Source organism: Streptomyces sp. 1222.5 (assembly GCF_900105245.1).
GTDB classification, from domain to species: domain Bacteria; phylum Actinomycetota; class Actinomycetes; order Streptomycetales; family Streptomycetaceae; genus Streptomyces; species Streptomyces albidocamelliae.
Window position 1 is genome coordinate 3,007,111 of the sequence record NZ_FNSZ01000001.1, and the last position, 26,294, is coordinate 3,033,404.

Consider the following 26,294-nt stretch of genomic DNA (forward strand, 5'->3'; position numbering starts at 1 on the left):
TACCGGCCAGGCCGAGGAGTGAACGAGGGTTTACTTCGAATGTACTGAGTGGCACTCCGTGCCGTCATCGGCCCGTCGGTGTGATCGCGCGCACGTTGCGTAACCACCTGATGAGCGCTGCACTGAATCCATGCTGACGCGAATCGACCACATCGGGATCGCCTGTCACGACCTCGACGCGACCGTCGAGTTCTACCGGGCCACGTACGGCTTCGAGGTGTTCCACACCGAGGTCAACGAGGAACAGGGCGTGCGCGAGGCCATGCTCAAGATCAACGAGACCTCGGACGGCGGTGCCTCCTACCTTCAGCTGCTGGAACCGACCCGCGAGGACTCCACCGTCGCCAAGTGGCTCGCGAAGAACGGCGAGGGTGTCCACCACATCGCTTTCGGTACGGCGGATGTGGACACCGACGCCGCGGACATCCGCGAGAAGGGCGTACGCGTTCTGTACGACCGGCCACGGATCGGTTCCATGGGGTCGCGGATCACCTTCCTGCACCCCAAGGATTGCCACGGTGTGCTCACGGAACTGGTCACTTCGGCGCCGGTTGAGTCGCCCGAGCACTGACCGCCGTACATATGGGCCGGTAGGGTTGGGGGCGGTCGTCCCTTCAACCGGGGCGACCGCATGCCGGGGTCCGGGTTTCGGGGGACGAGCGTCGGGGCGGCAGCCCGTGCTCCGCCGTTGATCTGACACCATTCCCCGGGGGCCCCGTTCGGCGGATGGACGGAGCTCGTTGGAGAAGCTGACCAGGGGACGGATGGGACCGCGCAGTGCGGGGCTACGAGAGCCAGGAGCGAGAGCCGGCGGCTGACGTCGACCACCTCTCTCGGTTCGAGGCCGAGATGAAGCGGCTGAAGACCGAGCGGGAAAAGGCGATCCAGCACGCCGAGGACCTCGGCTACCAGGTCGAGGTGCTGCGCGCCAAGCTGCACGAGGCGCGGCGCACCCTCATGACCCGGCCCGCCTACGACGGCGGTGACATCGGCTATCAGGCCGAGCAGTTGCTCCGCAACGCCCAGATGCAGGCGGAGCAGCTGCGCCAGGACGCCGAGCGGGAGCTGAGCCAGGCCCGCGCGCAGACGCAGCGCATCCTTCAGGAGCACGCCGAGCAAGCGGCCCGGCTCCAGTCGGAGCTGCACCAGGAGGCGGTGACCCGGCGCCAGCAGCTCGACCAGGAGCTGGCCGAGCGCCGCTCCACCGTCGAGTCCCACGTCAACGAGAACGTGGCCTGGGCGGAGCAGCTGCGCGCCCGCACCGAGCAGCAGGCCAGGCGCCTGCTGGAGGAGTCCCGCGCGGAGGCCGAGCAGGCGATGGCCGCCGCCCGCGCGGAGGCCGAGCGGCTGACCCGGGAGGCCCGGGAGCGGCTGCAGAGCGACGCCGAGTCGGCGCGCGCCGAGGCCGAGCAGATTCTGCGCCGTGCCCGCACGGACGCCGAGCGGCTGCTGAACGCGGCCTCCACGCAGGCCCAGGAGGCCACCGACCACGCCGAGCAGCTGCGCAGCAGCACGGTCACCGAGTCGGACGCCGCCCGCCGGCAGGCCGCCGAGCTGAGCCGGGCCGCCGAGGAGCGGATGACCCAGGCCGAGGAGGCGCTGCGCAAGGCGCAGGCCGAGGCGGAGAAGGTCGTCACGGAGGCCGAGCAGGCCGCCGCCAAGACGCTGTCGAGCGCCGAGGCCGCGAACGAGACACGGACGCGCACGGCGAAGGAGCAGGTCGCCCGGCTGGTCGAGGAGGCCACCAAGGAGGCCGAGCAGACCCGGACCGAGGCCGAGCAGCTGGTCGCGGACGCCCGCGCCGAGGCCGAGAAGATCGTCGCCGAGGCGTCCGAGAAGGCCCGTACGCTCACCGCCGAGGAGAGCGCCACGCAGCTGTCCAAGGCGGCCAAGACCGCCGAGGACGTGCTCAACAAGGCGTCCGAGGAGGCCAAGCGGACCACGAAGGCCGCCGCCGAGGAGGCCGAGCGGATCCGCTCCGAGGCCGAGACCGAGGCGGACCGCCTGCGCGCCGAGGCGCACGACATCGCCGAGCAGCTCAAGGGCGCCGCCAAGGACGACACCAAGGAGTACCGCGCCAAGACGGTCGAGCTCCAGGAGGAGGCCCGCCGGCTGCGCGGGGAGGCCGAGCAGCTGCGGGCCGACGCGGTCGCCGAGGGCGAGTCGATCCGTGCCGAGGCCCGCCGCGAGGCCGTCGCGCAGATCGAGGAGGCGGCCAGGTCCGCCGAGGAGCTGCTGGCCAAGGCCAAAGTGGACGCCGACGAACTGCGGCAGAAGGCCACCGCGGACAGCGAGAAGGTGCGCACCGAGGCCATCGAGCGCGCCACCTCCCTGCGTCGGCAGGCCGAGGAGACCCTGGAGCGCACCCGCAAGGAGGCCGAGCGGCTGCGCGCCGAGGCCGACGAGCGGGCCGAGGCCGTCCGGGCGGACGCCGAGCAGGCCGCGCTGGAGCTGCGCGAGGAGACCGAGCGCGCCGTCGAGGCCCGCCGCGGCGAGGCCGCCGAGGAACTGAGCCGGCTCCAGACCGAGACCCAGGAACGGCTGGAGAACGCCGAGCAGGCGCTCACCGACGCCCGCGAGGAGGCCGCCCGGATCCGCCGGGAGGCCGGCGAGGAGACGGAGCGGCTGCGCGCGGAGTCCGCCGAGCGGATCCGTACGCTCCAGCAGCAGGCCGAGAGGGAGGCCGAGCGGCTGCGTGACGAGGCCGCGTCGGACGCGTCCGCGTCCCGTGCCGAGGGCGAGGCCGTCGCCGTACGGCTGCGTTCCGAGGCCGCCGCCGAGGCCGAGCGGCTGAAGGCGGAGGCGCAGGACACCGCCGACCGGGTGCGCGCGGAGGCGCAGGCCGCGGCCGAGCGGCTGGGCGCGGAGGCGTCCGAGACGCTGGCCGCCGCCCAGGAGGAGGCCGCCCGGCGCCGCCGCGAGGCCGAGGAACTCCTCGGTGCCGCCCGCGAGGAGGCCGACCAGGAGCGCGAGCGGGCCCGCGAGCAGAGCGAGGAGCTGCTGGCCTCCGCGCGCAAGCGCGTCGACGAGGCGCAGGCCGAGGCGACCCGGCTGGTCGAGGAGGCCGACCGGCGCGCCACGGAGATGGTCGCCGCCGCCGAGCAGCACGCCCAGCAGGTACGGGACTCCGTCAGCGGCCTGCACGAGCAGGCGCAGGAGGAGATCACCGGACTGCGCTCGGCCGCCGAGCACGCGGCGGACCGCACCAGGCGGGAGGCCGAGGAGGAGGCGGACCGGGTCCGCGCCGACGCCTACGCCGAGCGGGAGCGGGCCGGCGAGGACGCGAGCCGTCTGCGGCGCGAGGCGAACGAGGAGTCCGAGGCCGCGAAGGCGCTGGCCGAGCGGACGATGGCGGAGGCGATCTCGGAGGCCGAGCGGCTGCGCTCGGACGCCTCCGAGTACGCCCAGCGGGTGCGCACCGAGGCGTCGGACTCACTGGCCGAGGCCGACCAGGCCGCGTCCCGCACCCGGGCGGACGCCCGCGAGGACGCCAACCGCATCCGCTCGGACGCGGCGACCCAGGCGGACACCCTCATCACCGAGGCCCGCAGCGAGGCCGAGCGGCTCCAGACCGAGACGGTCGCGGAGGCCGACCGGGTGCGCACGGAGGCGCTCGCCGAGGCCGAGCGGCTCCGGACGGAGACGGTCGCCGAGGCCGAGCGGGTACGCGCGGAGGCCGTCGCGAACGCCGATCAGCTCCTCGGGGACGCCACCGGCGACGCCGAACGGCTGCGCGCCGAGGCCGCCGAGACGGTCGGTTCCGCGCAGGCGCACGCGGAGCGGCTGCGGTCCGAGGCCGGGCGGCTCAAGGCGGACGCGGAGGCGGAGGCCGAACGGCTCGTCAACGCCGCGCGCGAGGAGTCCGAGCGGACCCTGGACGAGGCCCGCAAGGATGCCAACAAGCGGCGTTCGGAGGCGGCCGAGCAGGTCGACACGCTGATCACGGAGACCGCGGCCGAGGCCGACAAGCTGCTCGCCGAGGCCCAGCAGCAGGCGCTGAAGACCACCGCGGACGCCGAGTCGCAGGCCGACACGATGGTCGGCGCGGCCCGCAGCGAGGCCGACCGGATCGTCTCCGAGGCGACCGTCGACGGCAACACCCTGGTGGAGAAGGCCCGGACGGACGCCGACGAACTGCTGGTCGGCGCCCGACGGGACGCCACCGCCATAAGGGAGCGCGCGGAGGAGCTGCGCGACCGCATCACCAGCGAGATCGAGGAGCTGCACGAGCGGGCCCGACGCGAGGCCGCCGAGACGATGAAGTCCACCGGCGACCGCTGCGACGCGCTCATCGCGGCCGCCGAGGAGCAGCTGACCAAGGCGCAGGCGAAGGCCAAGGAGACGCTGTCCGAGGCGAACTCCGAGGCGGGCAAGGTGCGCATCGCCGCCGTCAAGAAGGCGGAGGGGCTGCTCAAGGAGGCCGAGCTGAAGAAGGCCACCTTGGTGAAGGAGGCCGAGGAGCTGAAGGCCGAGGCGATCCGGGAGGCCCGGCGCACGGTCGAGGAGGGCAAGCGGGAGCTGGAGATCCTGGTGCGCCGGCGCGAGGACATCAACACCGAGATCTCCCGGGTGCAGGACGTCCTGGAGGCGCTGGAGTCCTTCGAGGCCCCAGGGGGCGCCAAGGACGGCGGAGTCAAGGCGGGTGCGAGCGTGGGAGCCCCCCGTTCGGGTGGCAAGTCGTCGGACGGCTAGCCCGCGGGGTACCTTCCGTTGTCTTCTGGGGGCTTTGCCCGGGTACTTGGCAAGCCGTCCGGCGGTCAGCCACCCAAAAGAGGTGCCATTCTCCAGATCAAAACCGTATCCGCTCGATGACACACCGCTTCGGCCCCTAGGATTCCCCTTATCACCTCACCGGTCTCATTGACAGGAACCCCATGAGCGACACTTCCCCCTACGGCTTCGAGCTTGTGCGGCGTGGGTACGACCGCGCTCAGGTGGACGAACGTATCTCCAAGCTCGTCTCCGACCGTGACAGCGCTCTAGCCCGCATCACCGCCCTGGAGAAGCGCATCGAGGAGCTGCACCTCGAGACGCAGAACGCCCAGGCACAGGTCACCGACGCCGAGCCGTCGTACGCGGGTCTCGGCGCGCGGGTCGAGAAGATCCTGCGCCTGGCCGAGGAAGAGGCGAAGGAACTGCGTGAGGAGGCCCGGCGCGCGGCCGAGCAGCACCGCGACCTCGCCGAGTCGGCGGCCCAGCAGGTCCGCAACGACGCCGAGTCCTACGCCACCGAGCGCAAGGGCAAGGCCGAGGACGAGGGCGTCCGGATCGTCGAGAAGGCCAAGGCCGACGCCTCCCAGCTGCGTGCCGAGGCGCAGAAGGACGCGCAGTCCAAGCGTGAGGAGGCGGACGCCCTCTTCGAGGAGACGCGTGCCAAGGCCGCGCAGGCCGCCGCCGACTTCGAGACCAACCTGGCCAAGCGCCGCGAGCAGTCCGAGCGCGACCTGGCGTCCCGTCAGGCCAAGGCCGAGAAGCGCCTCGCCGAGATCGAGCACCGCGCCGAGCAGCTGCGTCTGGAGGCGGAGAAGCTGCGCACGGACGCCGAGCGCCGCGCCCGCCAGACGGTGGAGACGGCCCAGCGCCAGGCCGAGGACATCGTGGCCGACGCGAACGCCAAGGCCGACCGGATCCGTTCGGAGTCCGAGCGCGAGCTGGCCGCCCTCACCAACCGCCGCGACTCCATCAACGCCCAGCTGACGAACGTCCGCGAGATGCTCGCCACGCTGACGGGCGCCGCGGTGGCCGCGGCCGGCACGTCGACCGACGACGAGCCGATCTCCCGCGGGGTGCCGGCGCAGCAGTCCCGGTAGTTCCGGGCAGTCGTACGACGCCGTGAGGGGGCGGCGGGACCAGGTCCCGCCGCCCCTTCCGCGTGCCCGGCGGCCGTCCTGGGCGCCGCGCGCCGTGGCCGGACCGCGGGGGTCGCGCGAACGCGGCTGCCGGGTCCGGCGCCGTAGCCTGGCCGTAGGAGCGCGGGGCGTGGCCCGCCGCGGCGGGCCGGTGTCGCGCGGACGGGCCGGACGGGGAAGGAGGGCCTGTCATGCCGGACGGCGGGCGGTCCCTGGAGGACGCCATTCTCGATCTGCTCGACCGGCGGGCGCCGGGTGCCTCCGTCTGCCCCTCGGACGTGGCCCGCGCGGTGCACCGCGGCGAGGACGAGGGCTGGCGGGAGCTGATGGAACCGGTCCGCCGGGCGGCGGCGCGACTCGCGGCCGACGGGCGGGTGGAGGTCACCCAGCACGGCTCCCCCGTCGATCCGGCCGCGGCCCGCGGGCCCGTCCGGATCCGCCGGCCGGCCCGGTGAGCCCGTACGGCGGTGCCCCGGGCCGCCCCCTACGAGTGGCAGGGCCCCGGACCCCGTCCTAGCGTGGCCGCATGATCGAGCTGGAGGGGCTGACCAAGCGGTACGGCGACAAGGTGGCGGTGGACCGTCTCACCTTCGCCGTCGCACCCGGCATGGTGACCGGGTTCCTCGGGCCCAACGGGGCCGGGAAGTCCACGACCATGCGGATGATCCTCGGGCTCGACCACCCCACCGCCGGCGACGTCCGCATCGACGGCAGGCACTACGACCGGCTCAAGGATCCGCTGACGTCCATCGGTGCCCTGCTGGACGCCAAGGCCGTGCACGGCGGCCGCAGCGCCTACAACCACCTGCTGTGCCTCGCGCAGAGCAACGGGATCCCCACGCGCCGGGTGGCGGAGGTGCTGGACACCGTCGGACTCACCGCGGTGGCGCGCAAGAAGGCCAAGGGCTTCTCGCTGGGCATGGGGCAGCGGCTCGGCATCGCCGCGGCGCTGCTCGGCGATCCGCGGATCCTGATGTTCGACGAGCCGGTCAACGGTCTCGACCCCGAGGGCATCCACTGGATCCGCACCCTGATGAAGTCGCTGGCCGCGCAGGGGCGGACGGTGTTCGTCTCCAGCCACCTGATGAGCGAGATGGCGCTGACGGCGGAGCACCTGGTCGTCATCGGGCAGGGCAGGCTGCTCGCGGACACCTCCATGGCCGACTTCATCCGGCAGAACTCACGGTCGTACGTCCGCATCCGCACCCCGCAGCGCGAGCGGCTGCTCGACGTGCTGCACCAGGCCGGGATCACGGTCGTGGAGTCGGGCGGCGGGGCGCTGGAGGTGGAGGGCGGCAAGGCCGAGCAGATCGGCGAGCTGGCGGCCCGGAACGGGCTCGTGCTGCACGAGCTGAGCCCGCAGCAGGCTTCGTTGGAGGAGGCGTTCATGCAGCTGACCGCGGAGGCGGTGGAGTACCACGCGCACGCCGACCCGGGTCCCGGCGCGCAGGACTGGGGCGCCGGCTGGAGGGAGGCCTGACGTCATGGCGGCCGCGCAGGTGCTCCGGTCCGAATGGACCAAGATCCGTTCGGTGGCGTCCACGATCTGGACGCTGTCGCTGGCGGTGGTCGTGACCATCGCCCTCGGGATGCTGATCTCCGCGCTGACGAAGAGCCAGTTCGAGCAGATGCCGCTGCGCGAGCGGCTCTCCTTCGACCCCACGGTCATCAGTTTCGCCGGGATGACCCTCGGCCAGCTCGCCATGATCGTTTTCGGGGTGCTGGTCGTCTCCAACGAATACAGCACCGGCATGATCCGGGTCTCGCTGGCGGCCGTACCGCAGCGGGGCACCTTCCTGTTCGGCAAGATCGCGGTGGCCGGCGTGCTCGCGCTGGCCGTCGGCATGGTGACGAGCTTCGCCGCGTTCTTCCTGGGACAGGCGATGCTCGGCTCGCTGGGCACCGGGATCGGCGAACCGGGCGTGCTGCGCGCGGTGCTCGGCGGCGGGCTCTACATGGCGCTGATCGCGATGTTCTCCATGGGCGTCGCCGCGATGCTGCGCTCGCCGCTGCTGTCGCTCGGCATCCTGATGCCGTTCTTCTTCCTGATCTCCAACATCCTCGGCAATGTCGACGCCACGAAGAAGGTCGGCCGCTTCCTGCCCGACCAGGCCGGCAGCCGGATCATGCAGGTCGTGCCGGTCCTCGACGACGACACACCGTACGGGCCCTGGGGCGGCCTGGGAATCATGGTCCTGTGGGTGATCGCCGCACTGCTCGGTGGTTACGCCCTCCTCAAGCGCCGGGACGCCCAGTAGACCGCCGAATCACGGATCGTGATGTTCTGGCTTTACCTTCCCTTGGGCGGAACCGTCAGCGCCTCGATATCCTCCTAACCCTTACGGGGGCGTGTGCCCCGCTGTCCTGAACCTTTCGATGGGTGCGGAGCATGATCGAGGCTGTCGGCCTGACCAAGCGCTACGGCGACAAGACCGCCGTGTACAACCTTTCCTTCCAGGTGCGGCCGGGAGCCGTCACCGGCTTCCTCGGGCCGAACGGCTCGGGCAAGTCGACGACGATGCGGATGATCCTCGGGCTGGACAACCCCACGTCCGGCTCGGTGACCATCGGCGGCTACCCCTACCGCAGGCTGCCGAACGCCCCCCGGCAGGTCGGCGCGCTGCTGGACGCCAAGGCCGTGCACGGCGGCCGCAGCGCCCGCAGCCATCTGCTGAGCCTCGCCCAGCTGTCGGGCATCCCGGCTCGCCGGGTGGACGAGGTGCTCGGCGTCGTCGGTCTGCAGGAGGTGGCGAAGAAGCGGTCCAAGGGCTTCTCGCTCGGCATGGGCCAGCGCCTCGGCATCGCCGCCGCGCTCCTGGGCGACCCCCAGGTGCTGCTCTTCGACGAGCCGGTCAACGGTCTCGACCCCGAGGGCATCCTCTGGGTCCGCAACCTGATGCGGGCCCTCGCGGCCGAAGGGCGTACGGTCTTCGTCTCCTCGCACCTGATGAGCGAGATGGCGCTGACCGCCGACCACCTCATCGTCATCGGCCGCGGCCAGCTCCTCGCCGACATGAGCGTGAAGGACTTCATCTCGGCCAACTCCGCCGACTTCGCGCGCGTGCGCACCCCGGAGACCGAGCCGCAGCTGCGCGAGAAGCTGTCCTCCGCGCTCACCGAGGCCGGCGGCCACGTGCTGCCGGAGCAGGACGGCGCGCTGCGGGTGACCGGGCTGCCGCTGCCCCGGATCAGCGACCTCGCGCACGACGCGGGCGTCCGGCTGTGGGAGCTGTCGCCGCACCAGGCCTCGCTGGAGGAGGCGTACATGCGGATGACGCAGGGCGCCGTCGACTACCGCTCCACCGTCGACCAGAAGGCGGGCCTCCAGCAGCCGCTGCCGCCCGGCGCCCAGCCGCCCATGCCGGTGCCGGGCCAGGGCCAGCCCGGCTGGTACGCCCCGCCGCCGCCCCAGCAGGGCGGGCAGCCGTTCACGATGCCGGCGGCGCCCACGGGTCCGTACGACGGTGCCGCAGCGAGCGCGTACGGTGCCCCCGGCGCGCCGGCCGCCAACCCGTACGCCCAGCCGGCCGCACCGGTCCCGGGTGCCCCGGCCGCCCCCGCACCGCAGGCGCAGCCGGCCGTCCAGGCCCCGGCCGCCCCGGTCGCCGCGCCCGCGGCGCCGCAGCAGGCGCCCGCCGCTCCCCCGGTGCCCGGAGCGGCGCCCGCCTCCGCCCCCGCCGACCAGACCCAGCCCGAGGACGCCCGATGAGCACCCACCAGCCCCCGATGCCGCAGGCCCCGCATGCCGCGCAGGCGGCGCCCGGCGGGCCGTACCCCGGCTACACCTCGCCGATCCCCGTCGTGCGCACCCACCTCGGGCACGCGGTGGCCTCCGAGTGGACGAAGATCAAGTCGGTGCGCTCCACGATCTGGACGCTCGGCGTGTTCGTGCTGCTCGTCCTCGGCATCGGCCTGCTGTCCGGCTCGCTGGTCTCGGCCAACTCCGGCGAGACCAGCATGAGCGGCGAGAACCCGCTGTCCTTCGGCTTCTTCGGGCTGCTCCTCGGCAGCATCTGCATCATCACGCTCGGCGTGCTGACCACGGCCTCCGAGTACGGCACCGGCATGATCCGCACGACGATGACCGCCTGCCCCAGCCGGGCCCGGGTGCTCGCCGCGAAGTCGATCGTGTTCTTCGTCCTGGCCTTCGTCGTCACCCTGGTGTCGTCCGGCCTCGTGGCCACGATCCACGCGTCCATGCTGGAGAACACGGGCGCGCGCACCCCGACCGGCGGGGACTGGTTCAAGGCGACCGTCGGCGTCAGCCTCTACATCGCGCTGCTCGGCCTGTTCTCGCTGCTGATCGGTTCGGTCATCCGGCACTCCGCGGGTGCCATCACCATCATGATCGGCGTCGTGCTCGCGCCGCTGGTGCTGGCCCTGTTCATGGCGACCGAGTCGCTGAGCAAGGTGCGCGAGTGGCTGTTCGAGTACTCGATCCCGAACCAGCTGAGCGTGTTCTACGCCAACTCGCTGAGCGAGTCCGGCCCGTCCGGCTGGGACCCGCTGTGGATCGTCCTCGGCCTGACGGCGGCCGCGTACGGTGCCGCGTACGCGCTGCTGCACAGCCGGGACGTGTAGCCGCCGCTCAGAACCTCGGCGCGTTACGGGACCGCTGCACCCGCGTGGTGCGGCGGTCCTTCGCGTTCCAGCACGCCTTGTGCCAGTGGCGGCGGTCGTCCACCCCCGCGTGCTCCGGCCAGGCCACCACGTGCGGAACGCCGGAGGGGATCATCTGGTCGCAGCCGGGACAGCGGTAGGTCTTGCCCTCCGTGCTCGCGCCCGCCACGTGCCGCACGCTCCAGTCCTCGCCCTGCCAGCTCTCCGAGGACTGCCAGCCGCCGTACCGGCCGGCGCCGTCGCCCTCGGCGCTCGACGATCCGGCTGCCTTAGGTCGGTTGCGACGCGGGGACACGGGACACCTCTCGGGGCTATACAGGAAGCACGACTGCATCCAGCCTACGCGCCGCCGAGAGGGGTAGGCGTACGGAACCAACCCGTACAAGTCCCCCTGCAGAGCGCCTCATTCTGCAGACAATCCGCAAATCTTTCCGCGACGCCGTGTCCTGGGCACGTGTCAGACGGTTATGCCGCGTGGGGGAGCTCCGGGTCGGAGCCAAGGAAGCAGGAAGAGCGATGCACGTAGGAAGTTTTGTGCTGGCAGCCCAGTTCCCGGGCCAGGGTCAGGGGGAGGCCCTGCACCGGGCGGTCCGCTCGGCCGAGGTCTCCGAGGAGGCCGGGCTGGACGCGGTGTGGCTGGCCGAGCACCACTTCGTGCCGTACGGCACCTGTCCGTCGGCGGTCACCCTGGCCGCCCTGCTGCTCGGCCGCACCCGGCGCATCCGCGTCGGCACGGCGATCAGCGTACTGCCCACCGCGCACCCCGTCGCCCTCGGCGAACAGGCGGCGCTGCTGCACGTGACGAGCGGCGGACGGTTCACGCTGGGCGTGGGCCGGGGCGGGCCCTGGGTGGATCTGGAGGTCTTCGGAGCGGGCCTGGAGGCCTACGAACAGGGGTTCCCCGAATCCCTCGATCTGCTGCTGCGCTGGCTGCGCGAACCGGCGGTGGCGGCCTCCGGCGAGCGGTTCTCCTTCCGCGAGGTGCCGGTCGTGCCCCGCCCGTCGGAGGCGCTGACGGACGCCCCGGGACCCGAGGTCGTGGTCGCGTGCACCTCGCCGGCGAGCGTGCGGCTGGCCGCCGAGCGCGGTCTGCCGATGCTGCTCGGCATGCACGTCGGGGACGAGGAGAAGGCCGAGATGGTCGCCCTGTGGCGGCGGTGCGCCCGCGCGGCGGGCCGGAGCGCCGAGGAGGTCGCGGACGCCGCCCATGTGTCGGCCGGGGTCTGCCAGCTCGCCGACCGGCGCACGGACGCGACAGAGACGCTGCTGAAGGCCATGCCGGGCTGGCTGAGGCAGGGGCTGGGCGCCCATGTGACGGTGGACGGCCGGGCGCGCTCCATGCGCGACCCGCACGCCTACACCGAACTGCTCTGCGGGCTGCACCCGGTGGGCACTCCGCGGCTCGCCGCCGACCGGCTCGCGGCCACCTCGGAGCGCACCGGCATCTCCCGGTTCGCCCTCCTGGTGGAGGGCTCGGGCGACCTCGCGGCCACGGAGGAGAACCTGCGGCGGCTCGGCGCCGAGGTGCTGCCCCAGTTGCGCTGACCCAATCCCGCGCGCAGGCCACCTGGGGGGCTTGCCGCCCCAGTACTGAATGCACCTCCCGGCGGGTGGAGCGGCAAGCGAGCGGCTCAGGGGCTCGGCCGTGCCGGAGCCGCGCGTCAGCAGTCCCGGAGCTCCGGCGACTGGTTGAGCAACTGGTTGCGCACCGAGGTGAAGCGGGCCAGCGTCTCGTCCACCGAGGCGTCCAGCGGGAACACCGCCACGCGGTGGCAGTTCTGGAAGGCCAGCCGCACACCGAAGTGCCGCTGCAGCGCGCCGCGTATGGCGTCACTCGCGAGCGCACGCAGCAGCTGTCCGCGTGCCTGCTCGTCCGGCGGGGGCGTCTGGTTGTCGGCGAAGGAGCCGCCGTCCACCTTCAGCTGGGTCACCAGGGAGCTGATCATCTCCCATGCGTAGGGCAGGGAGGTCCGGACGCAGTCGACGAATGCTGCTTCGTCGACCTCGCCTCGCTCGGCCTGTTCGAGTAGGGCCGGTGAGACGTCGAGCGACATGGGTTCTCCTCTCGCACCCCCGCGGAGCAGGGGTTGCCGGACAGATAAGGGAGTTCGCGATTTCGAACACGCTCAGTACATGGCTCGCGACCTCCCGTTCACTACGGTAGGCAACGGTCGGTGACCACACCAGCAGATTGCGTATATCGAACGGTCCCGTTACGCCCACAATCGGCCAGGGATGAACAAGAGTTTCCAGGGACAAATGGTGCGATCCCTGGGGAGCGGGACGGGCGGATCGCGCGCACCGACGGCCGTCGAGTAGCGTTGCCGACCATGCGTCTCGTCATTGCCCGGTGCTCGGTCGACTATGCCGGCCGGCTCACCGCCCACCTGCCCTCGGCGCCCCGCCTGATCCTGGTCAAGGCGGACGGCAGCGTCTCCATCCACGCCGACGACCGGGCCTACAAGCCCCTCAACTGGATGTCGCCGCCCTGCACGCTGAAGGAGGGCACGGGCGACGAAGAGGGCGTGTGGACCGTCGTCAACAAGGCAGGCGAGAAACTGATCATCACGATGGAGGAGATCCTCCACGACTCCTCGCACGAACTGGGCGTGGACCCCGGTCTGATCAAGGACGGTGTGGAGGCGCACCTCCAGGAACTGCTCGCCGACCGCATCGAGACGCTGGGCGACGGCTACTCGCTGATCCGCCGCGAGTACATGACGGCGATCGGCCCGGTGGACATCCTCTGCCGGGACGCCGACGGCGGGACCGTCGCCGTGGAGATCAAGCGGCGCGGCGAGATCGACGGCGTGGAGCAACTCACCCGCTATCTGGAGCTGTTGAACCGCGATCCCCACCTGGCCCCGGTCCGCGGCGTCTTCGCCGCGCAGGAGATCAAGCCCCAGGCCCGCGTCCTCGCCACGGACCGGGGCATCAACTGCCAGATCCTCGACTACGACGCCCTGCGCGGCATCGAGGACGACAAGCTCCGCCTGTTCTGACGGCGTGCGGCGGTGGCGCCGGGGGGATGCCCCGGCGCTACATCAGCCCGCCGAAGAAGAGGTCCGGCGCCTCCCCGTCGGCGTCCCGCGCCGCGTTCTCCGGGCTGCCCGACGTCGCCGGTCCGCCCGCAGTGTCCGTGGTGGACGGGGTCGTCGAGCCCGTCGGGGTCGGCGACCCCGACGGCGTGCCGGAGGACGGCGGCGTCGAGGAGGGCGTGCCCGTGGGCGACGTCCTCGTCGGGTGCGGCGTGGACGGCTTCGTCGTCCGGGACCTGGACGGCGTGGGAGACGTGTGTCCGCCGCCCGTCCCCCTGGTCCGGCTCGGGCCGGCGGAGGGTTCCGCCGGAACCGGCGGTGCCGGGTCGTCCGTCGTGCCGTAGGTGCCGTCCGGCCCCGGCGAGGTCGGCCGGCCGGTGGGCGTGCCGGTGCCGTGGGTGGTGCCGGTGTCGTCCGTGGGGCCGGCGTCCAGGCTGCCGTCGTCCACGTCCTGACTCGCCGACGGGTTGACGTCGACCTTGCCGGCCGGGTTGTCGCCCGCGTTCTCGTGGGACGTCATGCCGAGGGTGACGACGGTGCCGAGCACGGCGGCGAGCAGCGCCGCGGAGCCCGCCGCCACCAGGTTGCGCCGGGCCAGCCGCCGGACGCCGCCGAACGGCTTGCCGTCCGGGGGACGGCGGGTGACCAGGGGATCCACGACGGTGGTGTACGGCGGTGGCGCCGACTCCTCGTGCCGTACCTCCGGCACCTCCTCGCCCGCCGTCGCCGCCGCTCCGGGTGTCTCGCCCGCGAGGTCGGCGACCAGCGCCAGCGCACGCCGGCCGGCGACGGCGCCCCGCTTGTCGGCGAGTGCCGCGCGCAGTCCGCCGGAGGCCTCCAGTTCGGCGCGCGCCCGGTCGAGCCGGCCCTCGCAGAGCGCGAGGACACCCAACTCGTGGTGGAAATAGGCTTGTTCGGACACCTCGCCGGACGCCCGGGCGGCTTCCGCGCCGGAGCGCAGCGCCCTGTCCCAGGCGTTCCAGTGGAGTCCGGCGGCGAAGGCGGGCGCGGCCGTGCGGGCGAGCCGTACCGCACAGGCCTCCTCGCCCTCGACGGGCGGGACCGTCTGCGGCACCGCGGCGGCGAGCGCGGCGAGCACCGCGTCGGCCTCCGCGCAGACCCGCTCGGGGGTGACCGAGGGGTGCCCGGCCCACCAGGCGTAGTGCTGGGCGGCGGTGAGTGCCTGCGCCGGAGCGTCGTCGGCGTACCCGGCGGCCTCCAGCTGGGTCCGCACGCCCGCGGCGAGCCGGTAGCGGACGCCGACCGGGGAGACCAGTCCGCAGCCCGCGAGCTCCCCGAGGGCGGCGTCGGCGTGGGTGTCGCCGACGAGGGCCGGCAGATGGGCCTGGTGGGGCACCTCGCCGCCGAGGGCGACCGCGAGGCGCAGGGTGGCGCGGGCGGAGGCGCTGAGCCGGGAGGCGAGCAGCGGGGCGGGGGCGGCGGCCTCGCCGAGGGAGGGCAGCGGCACGTCCTCCGAAGGAGCGGCGACCGGGTCCGCGGGGGCGTCGGCCGGCCGGCGCACGTCCTCGAAGACGCCGTACTCGTCCACCGCGCCGGCGCTGGCCCGCAGCTGGTCGTGCTGCCGCAGGAGGGCGCCGGCCTGCACGAACCTCAGGGGCAGCCCCTCGGACTCGAACCAGAGGTCGCCGGCCCAGTTGGCCTCCTCCTCGGTGAGGACCCGGCCGACGGCCCGCTCCAGGATCTCCACGCCGGCGGCACGGTCGAGACCGCCGAGGAAGACCTCCTCGACCTCCGACTCGGGAGAGGGCGGGGGCACGTCCGGGGTGGCACCCAGCAAAAACGCGCACTCGGGAGTGGCGTCGAGCAGCTCGTCCAGGGCGGTGCCGCCGAACTCGATGTCGTCGAGGACGACGACCGCGCCGATCTCCCGCAGGAGGGCGAGCAGTTCGTCCTGTTCCGGGCGGTACCCGGGGGCGTCGTGGACGGCGTGGAAGAGATCGAGCATGACCTCGGCGGCCGAGCGGTGGAAGCCGCTGAGCCGGACCACCCCGTCGGGTGCGAGGTCCACGCAGTCCTCGGCGACCAGGTCGAGGAGGGCGGTGCGGCCGGAGCCGCCAGGGCCGGTCAGCCGTACGTTCCGGCCGCGGGCCAGCAGGCGGACCAGGCGCTCGCGTTCGTCCTGCCGTTCCAGCAGGGAGTGGGCGGGCCGCACGGGTCCGGCCGGTACCGGCGGGCGGGCGGCGTGCTCGGCGTCGGCGCGCTCGGCGGCGGTGCGCTTACGGGGAACGGCGGGGCGCTCGGCGGGCGGGCAGGGCTCTATCTCGCTGCCGTCGACCGGGTTGACGGTCAGCAGCAGGTCACCGGAGACGAGTCGCACCGTGCGGGCGAGCGCGGGCGTGTTCGGGACGAAGTCGGAGGTGAGGGAGTCCCGGGGCGGGCGGCGGCTGTACGCCTGGCCGTGCTCCTCGGGTCCCGGGGTGTTCGGGTCCATGGGTTCCTGCCCCCCAAAAAGCGTCGTGTGGCCGTGATCCGGCCCCTCCCGGCCTGGTCGCACACGGCGCTGTCGCTTCTGGTCCGGGCCCGCTCGGTAGAGGGTTGCGAGGCGGCGGGCGACCGAACCCTAAACCTTCGCTCAGTATCTCCGACAGGGTGGGGTGCCGTGCGGTCCGAGACGTCACGGTCTCATGAGGATTGCCCGCGACGCGCCCTTGGGCGGCTGCGCCCGGGTCTCCCCCGACGCCCGGTTCGCACCCGATCGAGGCGTTACACCCGGGGCAGCGACTCGACTCCGATGCCGCCCTCGATGGCGAGGATGCGGTGCAGCCGCGTGGCCACCAGCAGGCGCTGCATCTGCGGCGGCACGCCGCGCAGCACCAGACGGCGGCCGCAGCGGCCGGCCCGCCGGTGGGCGCCCATGATCACACCGAGGCCGGTGGCGTCCCAGGAGTCCAGTTCGGACAGGTCGAGCACCAGGTCACCGACCCCGTCGTCGACGGCCGAGTGGAGGGCCGTACGGGCGTCCGCCGCGCTGCGTACGTCAAGGCGGCCCCCGACGGCCAGCTCGGCGTCGTCGCCCCTGATGTACATATGCGCTCCCCGTTGAGTGCGGTTGGCGTTCTCCGTGACGGTGCATTGCAACGTCTGACTGTGTGAGTGGCGGTGCGGTTGCTGCTTGTAAGCGAACCGATACCGAATTCACCCTCGAGGGTGATGGCTCCCGGGGTGAATGTCCGTCGTATACACGTACGGGGACCCCGGTGCGCCGTACCGATGGGTCCCGGTCCGGCGCACCGCGGATTCTCAGTACGTGTAGAAGCCCTGCCCGCTCTTGCGGCCGATGTCACCGGCGTCCACCATCCGGCGCATCAGCTCCGGCGGGGCGAACTTCTCGTCCTGGGACTCGGTGTAGATGTTGCCGGTGGCGTGCAGCAGGATGTCCACGCCGGTGAGGTCGGCGGTGGCGAGCGGCCCCATCGCGTGGCCGAAGCCGAGCTTGCAGGCGAGGTCGATGTCCTCGGCGGTCGCGACACCCGACTCGTAGAGCTTGGTGGCCTCGACGACGAGGGCGGAGATCAGCCGGGTGGTGACGAAGCCGGCGACGTCACGGTTGACGACGATGCAGGTCTTGCCGACGGACTCGGCGAACTCCCGCGCGGTGGCGAGGGTTTCGTCGCTGGTCTTGTAGCCGCGGACGAGCTCGACGAGCTGCATCATCGGCACCGGCGAGAAGAAGTGCACGCCGACCACCCGCTCGGGGTGCTCGGTGGCCGCCGCGATCTTGGTGATCGGGATGGCGGAGGTGTTGGAGGCGAGCACGGCGTCCGGGCGCACGATCTTGTCGAGCGCGCGGAAGATGTCGTGCTTGACCTCCAGCTTCTCGAAGACGGCCTCGACGACGATGTCGACGTCGGCGGCGGCGTCCAGGTCGGTGGTCGGCGTGATGCGGGCCAGGGCCGCCTCGGCGTCCTGCGCGGCGAGCTTGCCCTTGCTCACGAACTTGTCGTACGAGGCCTTGATGCCGTCGGTGCCTCGCGTCAGCGCCTCGTCGGTGACGTCACGCAGCACGACCTCCCAGCCCGCCTGCGCGGCGACCTGAGCGATACCCGATCCCATGAGACCGGCCCCGATGACAGCGAGCTTGCGTGCCACTGACGACTCCTCGAACCCTGTTGACTTCTGCCTCTCGGCGGACCCTAGCGCTCGAGCGACGACTTGAGGACGGTAAGTAATGCGTGTCACTGTCTCAGGGGGTGAGACCCCGGTCACGTCAGATTTGCCGGACATGGCGATCCTCCCGCCGGCCCGCACGGAAGGATGCGCGCCGGGGCGGCCGGGGCGGTAATTCCGGGCGGGTCGGCACCGGTTGGCAACCCCGGCGGAACGCTCAGCCGGCCCGCCGGACGGCGTAGCCGAGCACCTTCTCGCTCAACAGGTCCTCGATGTCGTCGAGCAGGACGAGCACTTCTCGTGACACTTCGACCGGTTTGCGCCCCGCCAGCATCTCCCGGCCGATGGTGACGAAGACCGCCTGATGGATCCAGCAGATCTGACCGGCCATCAGGCCGGGCAGCGGGTCGCCGTCGGCGGCGCCGGTCTCCTCGCGCAGGGCCGTCGCCAGGGTGTCGTGGATCTCCTGCTGAAGGCTCCACAGCCGGGAGCGCAGCGGCGGCGCCTCGTGGATGACGCGCATGAAGCGGTCGTACCCCTCCAGCAGACCCACTCTCGGCGAGACGGCCTCGACCTCCGCGCGCAGTTCGCGCAGGACGGCGCGGGCGGCGGACTCGCCCGCGTCCCGGCCGCGGACCCAGCGCGCGAGCCGGTCGGTCATGCCGGCCGAGCGGTCGAAGAAGAGGTCCTCCTTGGCGGGGAAGTAGTTGTAGACGGTGTTGACGGAGACGTTGGCGGCCTCGGCGATCTCCGCGACCGTCACCGCCTCGAACCCGCGCTCCAGGAACAGGCCCGTGGCGACATCCGAGATGTACTGCCTGGTCTGCCGCTTCTTGCGCTCCCTGAGCCCCTCTGCCATGTCCGCATCCTAACTTCGCTGCACCCTCTGAAAACTTGGAGTCGTTGCAAATTTTCACTGACTCTGTTTTTCTGGGCGCATGGCAACAGTCATCAGTGCGGCGGGCCTCGCCCGCACCTTCCGGACGAAGGCCGGGCCCGTGGAGGCCGTCCGATGCGTCGACCTCGCCGTGCGGGAGGGCGAGATCCTCGGCCTCCTCGGCCCCAACGGCGCCGGCAAGACGACCACCCTGCGGATGCTCACCACCCTGCTGAAGCCGACCGGCGGCGCGGCCTGCGTGGCCGGTCACGACCTGGCCGGCGACCCGGCCGGGGTGCGCCGGGTGAGCGGCTACGTCGCCCAGTCGGGCGGCGTCGATCCGCAGATCACCGTGCGGGAGGAACTGGTCACCCAGGGCCGGATGTACCGGCTGTCCAGGGCGGACGCGGTCGGGCGGGCGGCGGAACTGGCCCGGGAACTGGACCTCGTGGCGTTCCTCGACCGGCGGACCGGCGCGCTCTCGGGCGGCCAGCGGCGCCGTCTCGACATCGCCATGGCGCTCACCCACCGCCCGAAGGTGCTCTTCCTCGACGAGCCGACCACCGGGCTCGACCCCGGCAGCCGCGCCGACCTGTGGGACCTGGTCCGGCGGCTGCGCGACCGGTACGGCACCACCGTCTTCCTGACCACCCACTACCTGGACGAGGCCGACGCCCTCACCGACCGCCTGGTGATCGTCGACCACGGGGTCGTGGCCGCCGAGGGCACACCGGCCGCGCTGAAACGCCGGTACGGCGGCTCGCCGGACGCCACCCTCCAGGACACCTTCCTCGCCGTCACCGGTCGCGGCCCCGAGCCGGCCGGCGCCGACCCCGTCACCGTATGAACCCCCGAGCCGGACAGGACCCCGGAATGCTCCTCCACGACACGGCCCTCATCTACGGCCGGTACGTCCGCCAGTCCCTGCGCTCCCGTTTCGCCCTGCTCTTCGGCCTGCTGACGCCGCTGCTGTACCTGCTCTTCTTCGGACCGCTGCTCACGGGCCTGCCGTTGGGCGGCGAGGGCAGCTCCTGGCAGGTGCTCGTACCCGGCCTGCTGCTCCAACTCGGTCTCTTCGGCGCCCTGTTCGCGGGGTTCACGGTGATCATCGAGAACGGCCAGGGGGTTGTGGAGAGGATGCGGGTGACCCCGGTCAGCCGTCTCGCCCTGCTCCTCGGCCGGGTGCTGCGCGACGCCTCCGTCTTCGTGCTCCAGGCGGTGCTGCTGGTGCTGGCCGCGCTGGTGATGGGCCTGCGCGCGCCGCTCGCGGGCATCCTGATCGGCTTCGCCTTCGTCGCGCTGCTCACGCTCGCGCTGGCCTCGCTGTCGTACGCGCTGGGGATGACGGTCCGCACCCCGCAGGAGTTCGGCCCGCTGATCAACGCGGTGTCGATGCCGTCGATGCTGCTGTCCGGCCTGATGCTCCCGATGACGCTCGCGCCGGCCTGGCTGGACGTGCTCTCGCACTTCGTGCCGTTCCGCTATCTGGTCGACGCGGTGCGCGACGCGTACACCGGGCACTACACGAGCGCGCACATGCTGTACGGCGTCCTGGTCGCGGTCGGGTTCGCGGCAGCCGCAGTGACGGTGGGCACACGGGTGTTCCGGACGGCCGGGGCGTAACTACGCTGGTCACATGGTCAATCTGACGCGCATCTACACCAGGACCGGCGACAAGGGCACCACCAACCTCGGCGACATGAGCCGGGTGCCCAAGACGGACCTCAGGATCTCGGCGTACGCGGACGCCAACGAGGCCAACGCGGTGATCGGCACCGCGATCGCGCTGGGCGGCCTCGACGAGGAGGTCGTCGCGGTCCTCACCCGCGTCCAGAACGACCTGTTCGACGTGGGCGCGGATCTGTCCACGCCGGTAGTGGAGAACCCGGAGTTCCCGCCGCTGCGGGTGGAGCAGTTCTACATCGACAAGCTGGAGGCGGACTGCGACCGCTTCAACGAGCGGCTGGAGAAGCTGCGGTCCTTCATCCTGCCAGGCGGCACGCCGGGCGCGGCCCTGCTGCACCAGGCGTGCACGGTGGTCCGCCGGGCCGAGCGCGCCACCTGGGCGGCGATGGAGGCCCACGGCGACACCATGAACCCGCTGACCGCGACCTACCTCAACCGCCTCTCCGACCTCCTGTTCATCCTGGCCCGCGCGGCCAACGGCGAACTCGGCGACGTGCTGTGGGTCCCGGGCGGCGAACGCTGAAACGGCCCGACGGGCGGTAGGCCCGGGCCGCACCGGGCGCCACAGGGCTTCGTCCGGGGTGGGCCGTGCCGGGGGCGACTCCCCGGCACGGCCGTCGGTCCGTACGCGGGTGGGCCCGGGTTCAGCGGTCCGCGGTGCTCGTCGCGTCCCGGTCGGCGGCGGCCGCCGCGGACTCGGCCGCGTCGACCTTCTTCTTCATGTCCGCGTAGCCCGAGGGCGCGCCGGTGGGCGTCGGGTCCGGGGACGCACCGTCCTTGTGGGTACAGCCCGCCGTGAGCGTCACGAGCAGGACCGCCGTCGTGACGGCGGGCAGTCGCCGCCGGGCCCGCATCAGCCCGCCGCCTTCCCGTCGTCGTTGCCGCGGCACCACGTCCTGACCGCGGCCAGATCCTTCTGCCGCTGCCGCAACGTGGTGCCCAGCGACTTGCGGAAGGTCAGCCGGTTCTGCAGGTAGGTCGCGATCTCGGTGTGCCCGGCCTTCTTCGCGTTGTCCACGCGCTTCTCGAGCCGGGCCACGGAGCCGCGGGTGCCCGCTCCCGCGTCCAGTCGCCGCAGGGCCCGTTCGATGCGCCGGTCGACCTTCGGCGCCCGCTTGCACAGCGCCTTCGCGCCGTCGCCGGCAGGCCCGGCAGCGTGCGTGCCGCCTGCGGCGGACGCCACTCCCGCCGTACCCAGCACGGCCGTCACGGCGAGCCCGGCGAGCAGCGTGCGCGTCCCTCGTCGCATGTCCATCTGCCTCTCCGTTCACGTCCTGGACGGCCGGGGCCGGCCGTCCGTCGCGACGGAGGCTAGGGACGGTCTTTGGGGAAACTCTGTGACCGGTCCGCCCAGGCCGTGCCGATCAGCCAGTCACGGCGGCCCGGCAGCCCGCCGCCGTCCGGGGGCAGCCGCACCTCGAAGCGGGCTCCCACCCCGTCCGGTCCGTCGACGACGGTGACGCTCCCCCGGTGCAGGGCGGCCTGCTGGGCGACGAGCGTGAGACCGAGTCCGGAACCGGTGCTGTCCGGGCCGCGCAGGAACCGCTCGAAGACGCGTCCGCGGGCGTCCGGAGGAACCCCTGGCCCGTGATCGTCCACGGTGATCGACACATGGTCCGGCAGCCCGCGCACCCCCACCCGTACCAGCGCCCGCCCCCGCTCGTCGCGGCCGTGGGCCAGCGCGTTGCCGACCAGGTTGTCCAGCAGCATCCGCAGACCGGGCGGCCAGCCGTGCACGGTGATCCCGGCCGGGGCGTCCAGCCGTACGTCGGCGTCCGGGGCCCCACGACGGGCCTCGGCGACGGCGGCCTCGGCCAGGTCCGACAGATCGACGGCGCGGAACGCCTCCGCCTCCACCAGGTCACCGCGCCCCAGCTCGCGCAGCATCACCAGGAGGCCCTGCAGCCGTGCGTGTTCGCGGCGCAGGTCGGTGACGACCTCGGCCCGCTCGGGTGCGGGCAGGCCGGGGTGCCCGGCGAGGATGTCCAGGTTGGTGCCCATGCTCGTCAGCGGGGTGCGCAGTTCGTGCGCGGCGGCCGAGGAGAAGGAGCGGGCGGTGTCCAGGGCCTCGGCCGTGCGGGCGGCCTGTTCGTCGTAGCGGGCGAGGACGGTCCGTACGGTGGCCGCCAGTTCGTCGACCTCCCTCACCCCGGTCGGCCGGTGGTCGAGCCGGGCGCCGCTGGTGCGCGGGTCGAGGCCGGCGGTACGGCGGGTCAGCCGGCGCAGGGGTGCGCTCACTCCACCGGCCACACCCCAGGCGAGCAGGCCGGACAGGGGCGCGGCGAGCAGGGCGGTCAGCAGCACCCGCCGCCGCACGAGCCGTACCTGGGCCCGGTCGGCGGTGTCGGGTGCGAAGACCCACAGGGTGCCGGCGGCGCCGGAGGAGCGGACGGACCGGGACAGGGCGCGCCACCTACGGGCGCCGTCGCGGACGGTGACCGGTCCGGCGGCGCGGGGGGGCAGGGTCACCGACGGCCCCGGCCGGGGTCCGCCGCTGACGTCCGTGCCCGCTCCGGTGACGCGGACCCCGACGTCGAGAGCGGCGCTGAACAGCTGCCGTTCCCTGGTGTCGGCTGCCCTGGGGCGGCCGTTGGCGGTGGCCCGCAGCAGGGCCCGGGCGTCCGGGGCGAGGGCCGTGGCGCGTTGCCGCAGGTGCTGGTCCTCGGCGCGGTGCAGATCGCGGGCGACCAGCTGCAGCAGCAGCCAGCCGGAGGCCAGGACCAGCAGCGGGACGGTGCAGCCGACGGCGAGGCCGATGCGGGTGGAGAGCCTCACCGGGCGCCCCGCTCCGCGCGGAGCACGAAGCCGACCCCGCGGACCGTGTGGATCAGCCGGCCGCGCCCGTCCGCCTCCAGTTTGCGCCGCAGGTAGCTGACGAAGGTGTCGACGGCGTCGGTGCGCACGTCGAAGTCGTAACCCCACACCCGTTCCAGCAGCTGGTCCCGACTGAGGACGAGGCCCGCGTTGCGGGCGAGCACCGCCAGCAGTTCGAACTCACGGCGGGTCAGCTCCAGCGGGCGGCCGTCCCGGTCGGCGGTGCGGGCCGCCGGGTCGATCACCAGGCCCGCGACCCGCAGCGGCTCCCGGCCGGCCGGCGGCCGCCGGCGCAGCAGGGCGTGCAGCCGCAGCACCAGTTCCCGCAGGGCGAAGGGCTTGACGAGGTAGTCGTCGCCGCCCGCCTGCAGCCCGGCTATCCGGTCGGCGGTCTCGTCGAGCGCGGAGAGCATGAGCACCGGCAGGTCGCGCCCCTCGTCGCGGAGCCGTGTGCACACCTCGATGCCGCTCAGGCCGGGCATCGACACGTCGAGCACGAGGACGTCGGGCGGCGCGTCCCGGATCGCGTGGAGCGCCTCGGCCCCGTCGGCGGCGGTCCTGACCGCGAAGCCGTTCAGCCTCAGCCCGCGCTCCAGTGAACGGCGGATCGCCGCGTCGTCGTCGACGACCAGGACCGTGCCGGAGCCTGTCGTGTCAGCCATGCACCCTCCTCGACGCCCGGTCAGGGTACGGCCCGAGGCTGTGCGGGCGGCGGCGAACGTCAGCGGTGCTCGGCCGGTTCCGGGTCCCGCTCCGGGCCGTGCTCCGGCCGGCGTCCGGGGAACAGGGTGTAGCTCGCGGCGACGACCAGGTTGATGCCGATCACCCAGAGCATCCGCGTCTGCCAGGCCCGCAGCGAACCCGTGTCGCCGTCGCCGCCGACGTACCGGACGGCCGCCTCGAGCAGCGCGAGGGCGACCGCGCACGCCAGGATCCAGCGGCCCGCGACCTTCCACTCGTGGACGGCGCGGGCCGTGCCGTACTTCGGCGGCCGCACGGGCGGCGGGCCGCCGGCGAAAAGGTGGGCCACCCGCGCGTCGGCCCACTTGACGGTGGAGTGGCCGAGGCCCACGGTGAAGCCGATGTAGACGGCGGCGAGGCCGTGCCGCCAGTCGGGTTCCGCACCGTTCCTGAGGTCGACGGCGGTGACCGCGAACAGCACCACCTCCAGCAGGGGTTCGCACAGCAGCAGTGCGAGACCGGTGCGGGGCATCCGCAGGCCGTACCGGAAGAGAAGTCCGGCCGCCAGCAGCACCCAGAACGCCACCTCACAGGCGATGATCAATCCGACGAGCACGGCTCGCTCCCTTCGTCCACCCCTCAAGGCTCCCGTGGGCCGGGGCGCGGATCGTCGTCACCGCCGACGAGACCGCCGTAAACGAAAGTCGCAGTCAGGGACCCTTCCCGGGGAGCAGGCGGGGCGTGCGGGGGCCGTGTTGGATGGGGGCATGCGCCTCGCACTCCCCCACCCCCACCGCGACGACTGGCGCATCGCCGTGGGCGGGCTGCTCGGCGGGGGGCTGCTGTGGGCGCTCGGTATCCATCCGCGCCTGGGCACGGACCCGCTCGTGCTGTGGCACGCCCCGTGGGCCCCGCTGGTGCCGCTGGCGGTGACGGCCGCGTGCGAGCCGCTGCGCCGCGGCCGGCCCCGTCTCGGTCTGCTGATCGGCACCGCCGCCCTGGTGCTGGACACGGTGACGCTCGGCAGCGTCGTCACCATCGTGCTGTACACCGACCTGATGTACGCCGCCGTCCTGTACGGCACACCGGCCGCCGCCCGTCGCATCCCGTGGGTCACGGGGATGCTGACGGTGCTCGGCGGGGTCGTGCCGGCCGCGCTCTGGCGTGATCCGCAGGCGCTGCTGATCGGAGTGGGCGTCGGGGTGGTCGCGTTCGGCCCCGCCGCCACCGGCGCGCTCGTCCGCAACCACCGCGACGCGGCCGAGGCCGCCCGGCTGCGCGCCGAACAGACCGCGCTGCTGGCCGAGATGGACCGCACGCAGGCGGTCACCGCGGAACGGGCGCGGATGGCCCGGGAGTTGCACGACATGGTCGCCAACCACCTGTCCGCCATCGCCATCCACTCGACGGCGGCGCTCTCCATCGGCGATCCGCGGACCTCCGGGGACGCCCTGGCCGTCATCCGGGAGAACAGCGTGGCGGGGCTGGCCGAGATGCGCCGGCTGATCGGCATCCTGCGCGACGGCTCCGGCGACCTGGAGCCCGCCGCGTCGCCGACGCTCGACGGTCTGGACGCGCTCGTGGACGGTGCCCGCGCGAACGGTCTGGACGTCACCCTCGACGCCGGTCACGGCACGGTGCCCACGCCGGTCGGCCTGGCCGCCTACCGGATCGTGCAGGAGTCCCTGACGAACGCCATGAAACACGCGACGCGGGGGTGCGTGCGCATCGTCCTCCGGCAGGCGGACGGGACGCTCGGCATCAGGGTGACAAGCCCCTACCGGCCCGGCGACACCCCTCGCGCGCCCGGCTCGGGCGCCGGTCTGGCCGGCATGCGGGAGCGGGTCGCGCTGCTGGGCGGCACCTTCGAAGCCGGACCCGGGGACGCGCTGTGGACCGTGTACGCCACGCTGCCGCTCAGCGAAGGAGAGCCCGCATGATCCGTGTCGTGGTCGCCGAGGACCAGTCCGCCGTCCGCGCCGGGCTCGTCCTGATCCTGCGCAGCGCCCCGGACATCGACGTGGTCGGCGAGGCGGAGGACGGGCTGCGGGCGGTCGAACTGGCCCGGGAGACCGGGCCGGACCTGGTCCTGATGGATGTGCAGATGCCCCGTCTGGACGGGGTCTCCGCCACCCGGCAGATCGTCGCCGAACGGCTCGCGGACGTCCTGGTGCTGACCACCTTCGACCACGACGAGTACGTGTTCGGGGCGCTGCGGGCGGGGGCGGCCGGGTTCCTGCTGAAGAACACCGAGGCGGGGGATCTGCTGGAGGCGGTGCGGACGGTGGCCCGTGGGGAGGGGGTCGTCGCGCCGACGGTGACCCGGCGGCTGATCGCCGAGTTCGCCGCGGGGCCGGTGCGGGGGACGAAGGCGGATCCGGCCGTGCTGGAGGCTCTGACCCGGCGCGAGCGGGAGGTGCTGTCGTGCGTCGGCGAGGGGTTGTCCAACGCCGAGATCGCCGAGCGCCTGCGGATGGCCGAGGGCACGGTGAAGACGCACGTCAGCCGTCTGCTGGCCAAGCTGGAGCTGCGCAGCCGGGTCCAAGCGGCGGTGCTCGCGCGGGAGTTGGGTGTCTGACCCCGCCTCACGGCAACTGGTCC

General features: G+C 72.9%; 26 protein-coding genes. 15 read left to right on the top strand and 11 right to left on the bottom strand.

From position 1 onward, the window contains the following. Window positions 1-130 precede the first annotated feature (130 nt). From mce to BLW57_RS13410, 8 genes are all read left to right on the top strand, one after another. Entirely contained in the window at window positions 131-571 is a 441-nt protein-coding gene (gene mce, locus BLW57_RS13375) for a methylmalonyl-CoA epimerase (RefSeq protein ID WP_093474635.1), read from the top strand. A gap of 206 nt (window positions 572-777) precedes the next feature. Continuing rightward, on the top strand, window positions 778-4,692 hold the full coding sequence (gene scy, locus BLW57_RS13380) for a polarized growth protein Scy (RefSeq protein ID WP_093474637.1): 3,915 nt from the start codon (window positions 778-780) through the stop codon (window positions 4,690-4,692). A 182-nt stretch (window positions 4,693-4,874) separates the two neighbouring features. Next, window positions 4,875-5,810 carry a coiled-coil domain-containing protein gene (locus tag BLW57_RS13385; RefSeq protein ID WP_093474638.1) on the top strand — a complete coding sequence of 312 codons (936 nt, stop codon included), beginning with the start codon at window positions 4,875-4,877 and terminating at the stop codon, window positions 5,808-5,810. Between the two features lie 230 nt (window positions 5,811-6,040). Continuing rightward, window positions 6,041-6,304 (top strand): DUF3253 domain-containing protein, encoded by a 264-nt coding sequence (locus tag BLW57_RS13390; protein ID WP_093474640.1) that lies wholly within the window; start codon window positions 6,041-6,043, stop codon window positions 6,302-6,304. A gap of 71 nt (window positions 6,305-6,375) precedes the next feature. Further along, entirely contained in the window at window positions 6,376-7,329 is a 954-nt protein-coding gene (locus tag BLW57_RS13395; protein WP_093474641.1) for an ABC transporter ATP-binding protein, read from the top strand. 4 nt (window positions 7,330-7,333) lie between these two features. Continuing rightward, window positions 7,334-8,107, top strand: coding sequence for an ABC transporter permease (locus BLW57_RS13400; protein ID WP_093474643.1), 774 nt, complete (start codon window positions 7,334-7,336; stop codon window positions 8,105-8,107). 131 nt (window positions 8,108-8,238) lie between these two features. Beyond that, entirely contained in the window at window positions 8,239-9,558 is a 1,320-nt protein-coding gene (locus BLW57_RS13405) for an ABC transporter ATP-binding protein (RefSeq protein ID WP_093474644.1), read from the top strand. Further along, on the top strand, window positions 9,555-10,430 hold the full coding sequence (locus BLW57_RS13410; protein WP_093474646.1) for an ABC transporter permease: 876 nt from the start codon (window positions 9,555-9,557) through the stop codon (window positions 10,428-10,430). The genes BLW57_RS13405 and BLW57_RS13410 overlap by 4 nt, the downstream gene beginning before the upstream one ends. A 7-nt stretch (window positions 10,431-10,437) precedes the next feature. On the opposite strand, the gene BLW57_RS13415 is transcribed toward BLW57_RS13410, so the two are convergent. Continuing rightward, a complete protein-coding gene (locus BLW57_RS13415) occupies window positions 10,438-10,764 on the bottom strand; it encodes an ATP/GTP-binding protein (protein WP_093474647.1) in 327 nt (108 codons plus the stop codon). Between the two features lie 221 nt (window positions 10,765-10,985). On the opposite strand from BLW57_RS13415, the gene BLW57_RS13420 reads away from it, so the two are divergent. Next, complete coding sequence (locus tag BLW57_RS13420; RefSeq protein ID WP_093474649.1) at window positions 10,986-12,014, top strand: LLM class flavin-dependent oxidoreductase; 1,029 nt, start codon at window positions 10,986-10,988, stop codon at window positions 12,012-12,014. Between the two features lie 116 nt (window positions 12,015-12,130). Here the strand turns inward: BLW57_RS13420 and BLW57_RS13425 are convergent, their stop codons facing one another. Next, entirely contained in the window at window positions 12,131-12,523 is a 393-nt protein-coding gene (locus BLW57_RS13425) for an SCO5389 family protein (RefSeq protein ID WP_093474650.1), read from the bottom strand. A gap of 276 nt (window positions 12,524-12,799) precedes the next feature. Here BLW57_RS13425 and nucS point away from each other — a divergent pair, with 276 nt between their 5' ends. Continuing rightward, window positions 12,800-13,471, top strand: a complete 672-nt coding sequence (gene nucS / locus BLW57_RS13430) for an endonuclease NucS (protein ID WP_073889605.1) — start codon at window positions 12,800-12,802, stop codon at window positions 13,469-13,471. A 37-nt stretch (window positions 13,472-13,508) separates the two neighbouring features. Here nucS and BLW57_RS13435 read toward each other — a convergent pair whose 3' ends face one another. The 4 genes from BLW57_RS13435 to BLW57_RS13450 all read right to left on the bottom strand — a co-directional run bounded on the left by BLW57_RS13435 (window position 13,509) and on the right by BLW57_RS13450 (window position 18,494). Continuing rightward, a complete protein-coding gene (locus BLW57_RS13435) occupies window positions 13,509-15,959 on the bottom strand; it encodes an AAA family ATPase (protein ID WP_093474652.1) in 2,451 nt (816 codons plus the stop codon). 272 nt (window positions 15,960-16,231) lie between these two features. Continuing rightward, window positions 16,232-16,555, bottom strand: coding sequence for an STAS domain-containing protein (locus BLW57_RS13440; RefSeq protein ID WP_073889601.1), 324 nt, complete (start codon window positions 16,553-16,555; stop codon window positions 16,232-16,234). 213 nt (window positions 16,556-16,768) lie between these two features. Continuing rightward, window positions 16,769-17,617 (bottom strand): 3-hydroxyacyl-CoA dehydrogenase family protein, encoded by an 849-nt coding sequence (locus BLW57_RS13445; protein WP_093474653.1) that lies wholly within the window; start codon window positions 17,615-17,617, stop codon window positions 16,769-16,771. Window positions 17,618-17,852: 235 nt separating this feature from the next. After that, entirely contained in the window at window positions 17,853-18,494 is a 642-nt protein-coding gene (locus BLW57_RS13450; RefSeq protein ID WP_093474655.1) for a TetR/AcrR family transcriptional regulator, read from the bottom strand. Window positions 18,495-18,573: 79 nt separating this feature from the next. Here BLW57_RS13450 and BLW57_RS13455 point away from each other — a divergent pair, with 79 nt between their 5' ends. Genes BLW57_RS13455 through BLW57_RS13465 form a run of 3 tightly spaced genes read left to right on the top strand, consistent with a single transcriptional unit; the run spans window position 18,574 to window position 20,721 of the window. Beyond that, a complete protein-coding gene (locus BLW57_RS13455) occupies window positions 18,574-19,359 on the top strand; it encodes an ABC transporter ATP-binding protein (protein ID WP_093474656.1) in 786 nt (261 codons plus the stop codon). 26 nt (window positions 19,360-19,385) lie between these two features. Beyond that, window positions 19,386-20,135, top strand: coding sequence for an ABC transporter permease (locus tag BLW57_RS13460; protein WP_093474658.1), 750 nt, complete (start codon window positions 19,386-19,388; stop codon window positions 20,133-20,135). A gap of 13 nt (window positions 20,136-20,148) precedes the next feature. After that, the gene (locus BLW57_RS13465; protein ID WP_073889597.1) at window positions 20,149-20,721 is read left to right on the top strand and encodes a cob(I)yrinic acid a,c-diamide adenosyltransferase; all 573 of its coding nucleotides are present in this window, start codon (window positions 20,149-20,151) and stop codon (window positions 20,719-20,721) included. Window positions 20,722-20,842: 121 nt separating this feature from the next. On the opposite strand, the gene BLW57_RS13470 is transcribed toward BLW57_RS13465, so the two are convergent. Genes BLW57_RS13470 through BLW57_RS13490 form a run of 5 tightly spaced genes read right to left on the bottom strand, consistent with a single transcriptional unit; the run spans window position 20,843 to window position 24,309 of the window. Continuing rightward, complete coding sequence (locus BLW57_RS13470) at window positions 20,843-21,052, bottom strand: hypothetical protein (protein ID WP_093474659.1); 210 nt, start codon at window positions 21,050-21,052, stop codon at window positions 20,843-20,845. Beyond that, window positions 21,052-21,453, bottom strand: a complete 402-nt coding sequence (locus tag BLW57_RS13475) for a hypothetical protein (RefSeq protein WP_256339473.1) — start codon at window positions 21,451-21,453, stop codon at window positions 21,052-21,054. The genes BLW57_RS13470 and BLW57_RS13475 overlap by 1 nt, the downstream gene beginning before the upstream one ends. A gap of 56 nt (window positions 21,454-21,509) precedes the next feature. Beyond that, window positions 21,510-22,973 (bottom strand): sensor histidine kinase, encoded by a 1,464-nt coding sequence (locus BLW57_RS13480; protein WP_093474661.1) that lies wholly within the window; start codon window positions 22,971-22,973, stop codon window positions 21,510-21,512. Further along, the gene (locus tag BLW57_RS13485; RefSeq protein ID WP_093474662.1) at window positions 22,970-23,674 is read right to left on the bottom strand and encodes a response regulator transcription factor; all 705 of its coding nucleotides are present in this window, start codon (window positions 23,672-23,674) and stop codon (window positions 22,970-22,972) included. Before BLW57_RS13485 ends, BLW57_RS13480 begins: the two co-directional genes overlap by 4 nt. A gap of 59 nt (window positions 23,675-23,733) precedes the next feature. Continuing rightward, a complete protein-coding gene (locus BLW57_RS13490) occupies window positions 23,734-24,309 on the bottom strand; it encodes a hypothetical protein (RefSeq protein WP_093474664.1) in 576 nt (191 codons plus the stop codon). A gap of 151 nt (window positions 24,310-24,460) precedes the next feature. Here BLW57_RS13490 and BLW57_RS13495 point away from each other — a divergent pair, with 151 nt between their 5' ends. Then, window positions 24,461-25,633: a sensor histidine kinase gene (locus BLW57_RS13495; RefSeq protein ID WP_093474665.1), complete on the top strand. Its 1,173-nt coding sequence runs from the start codon at window positions 24,461-24,463 to the stop codon at window positions 25,631-25,633. Continuing rightward, entirely contained in the window at window positions 25,630-26,271 is a 642-nt protein-coding gene (locus tag BLW57_RS13500) for a response regulator (RefSeq protein WP_093474667.1), read from the top strand. Before BLW57_RS13495 ends, BLW57_RS13500 begins: the two co-directional genes overlap by 4 nt. Window positions 26,272-26,294 lie beyond the last annotated feature (23 nt).

Bases quoted from the DNA above. Each gene is read 5' to 3' on its own strand.
- mce (WP_093474635.1), top strand. From the start codon at position 131: ATGCTGACGCGAATCGACCACATCGGGATCGCCTGTCACGACCTCGAC.
- BLW57_RS13385 (WP_093474638.1), top strand. From the start codon at position 4,875: ATGAGCGACACTTCCCCCTACGGCTTCGAGCTTGTGCGGCGTGGGTAC.
- BLW57_RS13390 (WP_093474640.1), top strand. From the start codon at position 6,041: ATGCCGGACGGCGGGCGGTCCCTGGAGGACGCCATTCTCGATCTGCTC.
- BLW57_RS13395 (WP_093474641.1), top strand. From the start codon at position 6,376: ATGATCGAGCTGGAGGGGCTGACCAAGCGGTACGGCGACAAGGTGGCG.
- BLW57_RS13400 (WP_093474643.1), top strand. From the start codon at position 7,334: ATGGCGGCCGCGCAGGTGCTCCGGTCCGAATGGACCAAGATCCGTTCG.
- BLW57_RS13405 (WP_093474644.1), top strand. From the start codon at position 8,239: ATGATCGAGGCTGTCGGCCTGACCAAGCGCTACGGCGACAAGACCGCC.
- BLW57_RS13410 (WP_093474646.1), top strand. From the start codon at position 9,555: ATGAGCACCCACCAGCCCCCGATGCCGCAGGCCCCGCATGCCGCGCAG.
- BLW57_RS13420 (WP_093474649.1), top strand. From the start codon at position 10,986: ATGCACGTAGGAAGTTTTGTGCTGGCAGCCCAGTTCCCGGGCCAGGGT.
- BLW57_RS13425 (WP_093474650.1), bottom strand. From the start codon at position 12,523: ATGTCGCTCGACGTCTCACCGGCCCTACTCGAACAGGCCGAGCGAGGC.
- nucS (WP_073889605.1), top strand. From the start codon at position 12,800: ATGCGTCTCGTCATTGCCCGGTGCTCGGTCGACTATGCCGGCCGGCTC.
- BLW57_RS13435 (WP_093474652.1), bottom strand. From the start codon at position 15,959: ATGGACCCGAACACCCCGGGACCCGAGGAGCACGGCCAGGCGTACAGC.
- BLW57_RS13440 (WP_073889601.1), bottom strand. From the start codon at position 16,555: ATGTACATCAGGGGCGACGACGCCGAGCTGGCCGTCGGGGGCCGCCTT.
- BLW57_RS13450 (WP_093474655.1), bottom strand. From the start codon at position 18,494: ATGGCAGAGGGGCTCAGGGAGCGCAAGAAGCGGCAGACCAGGCAGTAC.
- BLW57_RS13455 (WP_093474656.1), top strand. From the start codon at position 18,574: ATGGCAACAGTCATCAGTGCGGCGGGCCTCGCCCGCACCTTCCGGACG.
- BLW57_RS13460 (WP_093474658.1), top strand. From the start codon at position 19,386: ATGCTCCTCCACGACACGGCCCTCATCTACGGCCGGTACGTCCGCCAG.
- BLW57_RS13465 (WP_073889597.1), top strand. From the start codon at position 20,149: ATGGTCAATCTGACGCGCATCTACACCAGGACCGGCGACAAGGGCACC.
- BLW57_RS13470 (WP_093474659.1), bottom strand. From the start codon at position 21,052: ATGCGGGCCCGGCGGCGACTGCCCGCCGTCACGACGGCGGTCCTGCTC.
- BLW57_RS13475 (WP_256339473.1), bottom strand. From the start codon at position 21,453: ATGGACATGCGACGAGGGACGCGCACGCTGCTCGCCGGGCTCGCCGTG.
- BLW57_RS13485 (WP_093474662.1), bottom strand. From the start codon at position 23,674: ATGGCTGACACGACAGGCTCCGGCACGGTCCTGGTCGTCGACGACGAC.
- BLW57_RS13495 (WP_093474665.1), top strand. From the start codon at position 24,461: ATGCGCCTCGCACTCCCCCACCCCCACCGCGACGACTGGCGCATCGCC.
- BLW57_RS13500 (WP_093474667.1), top strand. From the start codon at position 25,630: ATGATCCGTGTCGTGGTCGCCGAGGACCAGTCCGCCGTCCGCGCCGGG.